Consider the following 5,301-nt stretch of genomic DNA (forward strand, 5'->3'; position numbering starts at 1 on the left):
TGTTTGCCCATTGGCGGGCAGGAATGACAGGCACGTTTGCTTGATGGGAGCGGTATGAGTCGAGAGGCTCACGTACCGTTCTGCGAGAGGCTGCGGGGGTAGTTCCCGCGGTCTACTCAACCGGTCATTGATCAGCTCAAAAATATTTCTCAGATAGCGCATTCAAGACATCGTAGTCAGCTCGGTTTTCTGCTGGAAATCGCCGCAGGCCTTATTGCTTATACATTCCAACCTAAAAAACCGAGCCTGAATCTACGGGATAATGATATCGCTATTTTTAAACGAAGCTGAGGTTATTCAGCTTCCCTGTAGAGGAACACAGTTTAGTGCTCCTCCTATAAGGGACTGCCGTCAATGAAGTCTTTTATTTATCAGGCCTTGTCGGCGGTTTACACTAAACCTTATATCCTATTTGGTCATAGCTTTGGCACCCGGCTGGCGTTTGAGAGTGCGTTACATCAGACCCGGCAAGACAATCCGCCACGCCATATGATCTGTTCTGGCGCCAGAGCGCTCCATCTGCATAACCATGCAGATCCTATTCATGAGTTACCGAACAATGATTTCGCCGAAAAACTCGGTCAAATGGGGGGAACACCTGAGATCATTATTAAGAATAAGGAATTGATGAATCTCCTGATTCCGATGTTAAGAGCAGACTTTGAACTTTCTTATTCTCATACAGTGGATCAGACCACCTGCTTTGATTTCCCCGCCACGATTTTATACGGAACCCGGGATAAACGGACTCCTCTGGAGGCGGTTTATGCCTAGCAAAAATATTTTCGCTCACCTATTGATGTCAAGCGTGTGGAAGGTGGACATTTCTATATTGACAGTAATCCTAACAGCGTTGCTGGACATATTAATCGTATAGTTTCCGCAATACTATTGGATGAAAGTTGTATTGGTTGAGTGACGTTTTTAAGGAAATACATAATAAAACCAACATAATATGACATAAAGTATGAATCCAAATGACGAAAAAGAACTACAGTGTCAAATTACACTAATTTAACTATAAGAGAAGAAAATATGAGTGATATTGATATTGAAATTAAAGAAATCAAATCGAGCAAAAATTATAGAAATAAACTGATTACACTATTGACTGACTGCGTTGATGATGGTGCCTCTATCGGTTTTATTGCTCCGCTGAAAAGAGAGAGTGCAGTTGGATATTGGAGTGATGTAGATGCTCAGATTAAAGATGAAAATTGCCGACTCCTGATTGCGCTGAAAGACGCAGAAATTGTTGGGAGTGTTCAAATTGGGCTAACAAAAAAAGATAACGGTAAACACCGGGGGGAAATCGAGAAACTCATGGTAAAAAGAGCCTGTCGTTCTGTGGGAATTGGAACATTACTTATGTCAAAAGCCGAGGAATTATCAACAAATATCGGTTTAAGGCTATTAGTACTGGATATCAGAGAGGGCGATGTCTCTGAAAAATTATACGCGAAACGTGGTTTCACACGCGTGGGAGCTATTCCAGGTTTTGCGTTAAGTTCAAACGGCAACTATGATGGTACGGTAATTTATTATAAAGAGATCTTTTAGGGTTACAGAGAAAGTCTGCACGAATGCGTATTACCTCGGTTTGGCAGGAATGGTAGATCTGGCAAAAAATGCCTACCCTAAAACGGGTGGATCAGTCTACGGGAATGTTGATGCTGAGGGCTATGTCAAATCTGGGCAGGGGTTCGATGTAGTGTCCGGTAGTTCTTGACCGCTACAAGAGCCAGCTCCTCGGTGGTGCTCAACCGGCACAAGCCATCATGGCGGTGATGCGAAAAGTGATGATTGAGTCGCAACAAGACGATTCTGCGAAACAATAAAACTTTCACATGTGAAAGTGGAGTGAGAACTGATGATCAAGATAGCAACTAAGTTGGGATGTCTGCTGATGGGGTTGTTTGCCCTGTCAGCTTGTTAAAGCGTCCCTCAACCAAGCAACGAATACAAGAAGGCTCTGGATGATACCAATTAACTCCATTGGTGGAACCGACTTATATCAGGTTTACCGTGACGCGGCTATCGGCACCCTGCGGTGCAACGAGATGGACACTTAGCCTGAACGGATCAAGGTGCGCTTTCAGCAACCCGATATGACAAAGGCGTTGGCCTTGAAGGTTTCTACCAGACAGCAGAAGGCAAATTAACTTTCACTATGAGGTAACCCAATGGAGTTACAAGAAGCAAAAGGAGCTCTCGATATCCTTCATCCCCACAAAGCCTCAGCGCCTTTGAGGCTTGTCATCCACCAGCCTGGAGGGATTGGTGGAACCCCTACCGTGGGGATGAAAGCTATTCATGCTGGGTTTGACTGGGACAGCAACACTATCCTGATCTACCCGGAAGAGCAGCTCACTCGGTTGACCCCAGATGAGATGGCCGCCATCACGAAATCAGTATCGAAGGGACAATCCTGGCACTCACAGCAGCAGCCCAAGGAGTACCGGCAGCGGCTGGAAGAGAAACGAGAATAAAACACCCCAATATGGGGTGTTAATGGCGCAGACAATATTGAATCAAAGCCTGTCGGATGCTTTGCCTTGTGCTTAAAAATAATAATGGGTAAACAACGCCTTCTGCCTCAGAAAAACGATAGATTGTTCGCAACTGGAGTTTTGAATCAACATAGTCGTGATAGGTTGTAAACCCAAGATCCGCCGCCTCTATACATAATGGAGCGCTACCTGGATGCTCATTTACTCTTTTTTCAAATCCAATAATGAAGCCATCAAGAAGCTCTTGAGCCGCCAATTGTCCGATGTGCCTCGCTAAATAGTAGAATTTGTCATGAAGCTGTTTTTGGAAAGCTAAGGAATACTCAAACTTCATCAACAAGTCCTTTCAGTGCGGCCCGAAGGTCGAAAGATGATACGGTTCGGCCAGCCTGAACGTCCTTTTCTGCAAAAGACAGCAGTCGTAGCAGAGCCATTTGTTCCTGCTGCATTTCAAACTGAGCAGGATCTTGAACCACATATAAAGGTTCCCCATTCTGGGTTACTACTACGGGATCAGATACATCCATAGAAGCCAGTTCCTTCTTAAAGGCTGATACCGTGGTGATACGCGGTGAAGTAGATAAGGTCATGGTTAACTCCAATAATGAAATACAGTTACCAACCAAAGGATAAATCAAGTCAACATAAAAGTCCATATTTGGCCATTATATGGACTTTTGGCGTATGGATAGAGGAGAGCTATAGTCATGTGACTAAAGGTGTCCTGAATGAACAACCTCCCTCTGCTGATTGATGAAAAAGAAGCCATTGATTACTACCACCAGCATCCAGAGATGACAGATGCAGAAGGGCTTATGTAGTCGCGTTCTAAGCGGAGAGGGGCACTCAAACAGCCAGATTAGAGAAGAGCTGAGTATTGAGAAGGTCTATACGGTTACGCACCTCAAACGCGCCGGTTCTTTATCCTGTTCAAATTGCGGCGAACTGTAGACCTATCACCCCTATGTTCACCAGCAAACGTGAATGTCCTGCTTGGATTGCTTCGCCAAGCAATGGGCAGTGTTGAATATCGCCTCTATGGCGGAGATATGTCTTTGAGTAGTGTAGATGCTGCGAAACTGATAGAGCTCCAGGAACGAGCTAATAGGGTTTTGTTTGTCACTCTGGATGATCAAAATGAGTGACACATACGAACCGCTTGAGTTTGTGTTCTGCGGTTTTAGGAAAGGGGGAGCAGGGCTCTTCATCTCCGTAGCCACTATACGCGATGGTGCCTTAGGCCTACACTTTCATCCTATCGTAGTATTAAAAAATGCAACTGTGAAAGGGTGTTTTTCAGCTAAAAAGAGGTGATATTTTGAGTGCAATTATCAGTAAGTGCGGCATGTACAGATACCGACTGGAAAGGGATGTGCAATCCGAGGGAATTGTGTTCGGTTATTTTGGTGTGAACGGTTCTACGGCCACGGCCACCGAGGACGATCACACTGTCAGGAAGTGGATGGGATTTACCAAGGCCAACGGAGGGAAACGCTTCATTGTCGGTAATGCTTTTGCGTTCCGGGCGACCAACGTTCGTGAACTGGCTACGGTGGTTGATCCTGTCGGCCCTGAAAATGAAATTCACCTGGAAAGGATTATTCGGGATGCGGATGTGCTGGTTCCCTGCTGGGGGAGCCGAACCAAGCTGCCTAAGTCTCTACATATTCATTTGGACAGGCTTTTAGAGCAGCTCGTTGCATCTGGGAAGCCCGTGATGACATTCGGTGTTACTGGGTCAGGAGATCCGAAACACCCATTAATGCTTGGATACTCGACAAGTCTAATACCACTAGTAAGTGGCATAAACATGTAGAAATCTGAAATTTGAAGAGCTGGATAGTACAAGGGAACAGAATGTCTCTGTTTCACTACTTTAATAGACCCCAACATTCTGCATTATGAAAACGCCATTTCCTGTGTCTACAAAACCTAGTCGTTTGTAATAATCGCAAAGTCGCTGAAACGCCAATTTTTCATCGGGGATGAATTGTTCGAGCCCTAACCTCCTGTGCCACTCTTTCTCTTCTTCTGATGCTCTTGTCCATTTATCGACAGGAATTTCAAATTTCAAGGGGAAGGGCTTCAAGGCTATTAGTTGTGAACTAGCTGCAAATATTCTTATTGCATCGAAAATTATAATTTCAGCATATTTTTTACCCCTATATTCTGGAATTATTTCGATACGGTCAATAATAAATAATTGAGTTACATCATCAGGATAGAAGTGATCATATGGACTCCCTATAGCCTCGAATGCAGCAGATGATAATTCATTGCTCTCAACATCAAACAACTCCATATAGGGCTTAGTTGATGCCTCCAAGTCCAAAAGATCATTCCAGTCATATAAAACACCATTGTGACTTGAATTGACGAGAATGAAGCGCGATTTGGATATAGTTACTTCTTCGTCAGTATCACAGTCATTTCCAACCGTTTCGCACTCTATATTAAAAATACACCCTTCTTGAATATCCTCTGATAGATAACCACTTTTACAAGTAAATATATTAGTTAACGCATAAATACCTCTTTCACCCGACATAAGTTTCTATCCATATAAAACTGAGATTTTCATTTATAGTATCATATAATGATGCTGTTTTAGCAAGACAAGATAGATATTTTTGGAGGGACATATGCTCACTGCGGCATGTATAACTGGATGGCCTTTTTACACCGAACTAACCTGACATATTCAATATGCTCCGTAAACAACTCATCAACTGAACATCTTTTTTGCCTCCTTATCGCTTTTGCTCCGCCCCATTTGTGTTCTATCGGGTTC

8 protein-coding genes and 1 pseudogene are annotated in these 5,301 nt (G+C 43.8%); 6 read left to right on the forward strand and 3 right to left on the reverse strand.

The annotated features are described in order from the left end of the window. Positions 1–132 precede the first annotated feature (132 nt). The 4 genes and pseudogenes from Xets_RS24700 to Xets_RS12805 form a co-directional block, all read left to right on the forward strand. Positions 133–291 (forward strand): annotated as a pseudogene (locus tag Xets_RS24700) (IS982 family transposase); the annotation flags it as partial. 63 nt (positions 292–354) lie between these two features. Next, complete coding sequence (locus tag Xets_RS12790; RefSeq protein WP_187651800.1) at positions 355–774, forward strand: thioesterase II family protein; 420 nt, start codon at positions 355–357, stop codon at positions 772–774. 261 nt (positions 775–1,035) lie between these two features. Next, on the forward strand, positions 1,036–1,560 hold the full coding sequence (locus Xets_RS12795; protein ID WP_187651801.1) for a GNAT family N-acetyltransferase: 525 nt from the start codon (positions 1,036–1,038) through the stop codon (positions 1,558–1,560). Between the two features lie 623 nt (positions 1,561–2,183). After that, the gene (locus Xets_RS12805) at positions 2,184–2,489 is read left to right on the forward strand and encodes a hypothetical protein (RefSeq protein WP_074025180.1); all 306 of its coding nucleotides are present in this window, start codon (positions 2,184–2,186) and stop codon (positions 2,487–2,489) included. 19 nt (positions 2,490–2,508) lie between these two features. On the opposite strand, the gene Xets_RS12810 is transcribed toward Xets_RS12805, so the two are convergent. Together Xets_RS12810 and Xets_RS12815 are read right to left on the reverse strand one after the other, a co-directional pair. Next, positions 2,509–2,844, reverse strand: a complete 336-nt coding sequence (locus Xets_RS12810; RefSeq protein ID WP_074025179.1) for a plasmid stabilization protein — start codon at positions 2,842–2,844, stop codon at positions 2,509–2,511. Next, complete coding sequence (locus Xets_RS12815) at positions 2,834–3,100, reverse strand: type II toxin-antitoxin system prevent-host-death family antitoxin (RefSeq protein ID WP_244149749.1); 267 nt, start codon at positions 3,098–3,100, stop codon at positions 2,834–2,836. Before Xets_RS12815 ends, Xets_RS12810 begins: the two co-directional genes overlap by 11 nt. Before the next feature lie 390 nt (positions 3,101–3,490). Between Xets_RS12815 and Xets_RS12825 the strand changes: the two genes are divergently transcribed. Together Xets_RS12825 and Xets_RS12830 are read left to right on the forward strand one after the other, a co-directional pair. Then, on the forward strand, positions 3,491–3,655 hold the full coding sequence (locus tag Xets_RS12825; protein WP_187651802.1) for a hypothetical protein: 165 nt from the start codon (positions 3,491–3,493) through the stop codon (positions 3,653–3,655). A 173-nt stretch (positions 3,656–3,828) separates the two neighbouring features. Then, positions 3,829–4,326: a DUF1643 domain-containing protein gene (locus Xets_RS12830; RefSeq protein WP_074025177.1), complete on the forward strand. Its 498-nt coding sequence runs from the start codon at positions 3,829–3,831 to the stop codon at positions 4,324–4,326. Positions 4,327–4,386: 60 nt separating this feature from the next. Here the strand turns inward: Xets_RS12830 and Xets_RS12835 are convergent, their stop codons facing one another. Further along, positions 4,387–5,058, reverse strand: coding sequence for a hypothetical protein (locus tag Xets_RS12835; protein WP_074025176.1), 672 nt, complete (start codon positions 5,056–5,058; stop codon positions 4,387–4,389). Positions 5,059–5,301 lie beyond the last annotated feature (243 nt).

The organism is Xenorhabdus sp. TS4 (assembly GCF_014467265.1).
Classification (GTDB): domain Bacteria; phylum Pseudomonadota; class Gammaproteobacteria; order Enterobacterales; family Enterobacteriaceae; genus Xenorhabdus; species Xenorhabdus ehlersii.

Excerpts from the sequence above, each read along its gene's own strand:
- Xets_RS12790 (WP_187651800.1), top strand. The coding sequence starts at position 355 with ATGAAGTCTTTTATTTATCAGGCCTTGTCGGCGGTTTACACTAAACCT.
- Xets_RS12795 (WP_187651801.1), top strand. The coding sequence starts at position 1,036 with ATGAGTGATATTGATATTGAAATTAAAGAAATCAAATCGAGCAAAAAT.
- Xets_RS12805 (WP_074025180.1), top strand. The coding sequence starts at position 2,184 with ATGGAGTTACAAGAAGCAAAAGGAGCTCTCGATATCCTTCATCCCCAC.
- Xets_RS12810 (WP_074025179.1), bottom strand. The coding sequence starts at position 2,844 with ATGAAGTTTGAGTATTCCTTAGCTTTCCAAAAACAGCTTCATGACAAA.
- Xets_RS12815 (WP_244149749.1), bottom strand. The coding sequence starts at position 3,100 with ATGACCTTATCTACTTCACCGCGTATCACCACGGTATCAGCCTTTAAG.
- Xets_RS12835 (WP_074025176.1), bottom strand. The coding sequence starts at position 5,058 with ATGTCGGGTGAAAGAGGTATTTATGCGTTAACTAATATATTTACTTGT.